Raw genomic sequence first — 1,780 nt, 5'->3', positions numbered from 1 at the left:
GTACAGCAGACACCATTGTATTGGGAACCAACCAATACCGCTAAGTTTATGAATACCAATACAGGTATTATTGGAACGATGGGGACAGGTAAAACTCAATTTACAAAGTCTCTAGTGACGCAGCTGATGCGAAATCAGTCGAATAATGTTGATGGTAAACCGATTGGACTGTTGATCTTTGATTACAAATCGGATTATGTCGATGATGCTTTTATAGAGGCTACTCGGGCTAAAAAATACCAACTTTCTTTGCTACCATATAATCCGTTATCTTTATTTGGAGATATGCCGATGTTGCCAAGACATACGGCAATGGCGTTTGCTGAAACGATGGGGAAAGCCTATAACCTTGGCGTAAAACAGCGGATGAAATTGGTGGGGCTAATAATGGAATGCTATGATCAAGCAGGTATAGTCCCACATGATCGTTCAACATGGAATCGTGTTGCACCCACTATTGAAGATGTTTGGCAGCAATATTTGGCTCAGGAAAAAGTTGACGAGGATTCATTGTATGCGGCACTTTATAATTTAGCTGGATTCCAAATTTTTGAGACAGACCCTACAAAAATGACCAGTTTGTATGATTTAGTTGACGGTGTTACTGTTATTGAGTTAGCAGGTTATCCAACGGAGATACAAAATCTTGTCGTCGCACTTACGCTTGATCTTTTTTACGCACAAATGCAGAAACGTGGAAAGCCTACAGTTCAAGGTGATTATCGGCAACTTACCAAAATGATTTTGGTAGATGAAGCTGATAATTTTATGAGACAGGATTTTGCTAGCTTGAGAAAGATTCTTAAAGAAGGACGTGAATATGGTGTTGGTGCTATTCTCTCAACACAAGAAATTACTCACTTCAAAACTGGTGAGAACAATTATTCTTCATATATTTTAACATGGATTATTCATCGGGTTTCAGAAATTAAGAACGCAGATATCAAAGCCGTTTTCAATATTGATGACAAAGGTGAACAAGAATCACTAATGGGACTGATTAGGCAGTTAGATAAACATTTTAGTCTATATATTGATGGCAATAAAATAGTTAAGAAAATGCGTGATAAAGCATTTTGGGAGTTAACAAAATGATTTTTATTATTTAGATTAAGTGTATATTTTATTCTTTATGGACTCCATTTCTAATTTTAGATAGAGTCCATAATATGCAATTTAATGAATGGTGACTAAATAAAATGAATATTATTCCAGAAAGTAAAAGTCTTGAGAAGATCTTAACAGGATTAGAGACTAAATATATAGTCCCTGACTATCAGAGAGATTATTCTTGGTCAGTAAATGAGGTGGAAACGTTATGGACAGATATTGTAATATCTCATGAGCAGCAATCTGAATATTTTATGGGGACAATAGTATTAAAGAAACATCAAAAAGAAACCGATACCTTTGATATTGTAGATGGTCAGCAGCGTTTAGCTACTTTTTCGATGTTATTCTATGTTCTCGCTAGCTTAGGAGAGTCTTTTTCCTCAAACCCTGACATACTCAGGCAAGTTGAGAGAAACCCTGCATCAATGGACCTATCTAATAAAATTGCTAAGATCGCGAGAGCAAGGCTAAGAGAACCAAGCGAGCCGGATAATTATTATTTACGCTTGAATAAAAAAGATAATGATCTTTTTGATTATATTATTAGGAATGAGAAAAAGGATTCTTTTTCTGTAGATGATGCTGCTTATAAGATCAATAAGAATGATAATCGTCTTCTGAAGACTAAAAAAACGTTCATCAAAAAAATTATTGATGAGTTTACTGG

2 protein-coding genes are annotated in these 1,780 nt (G+C 35.3%); both read left to right on the top strand.

The genetic code is table 11. The features are described 5' to 3' along the window. Positions 1–1,095 (top strand): DUF87 domain-containing protein (locus KQJ19_RS23465; RefSeq protein ID WP_253296412.1); only part of this gene is annotated, 1,095 nt, incomplete at its 5' end. A gap of 104 nt (positions 1,096–1,199) precedes the next feature. Then, positions 1,200–1,780: DUF262 domain-containing protein (locus KQJ19_RS23460; RefSeq protein ID WP_216404266.1), on the top strand; the 581-nt coding region annotated here is incomplete at its 3' end.

The organism is Citrobacter sp. S46_ASV_140 (assembly GCF_018919545.1).
GTDB classification, from domain to species: Bacteria; Pseudomonadota; Gammaproteobacteria; order Enterobacterales; family Enterobacteriaceae; genus Citrobacter; species Citrobacter braakii.
The sequence above is the reverse complement of the archived record's forward strand: the minus strand, read 5'-3'. Positions and strand labels throughout refer to the sequence as shown.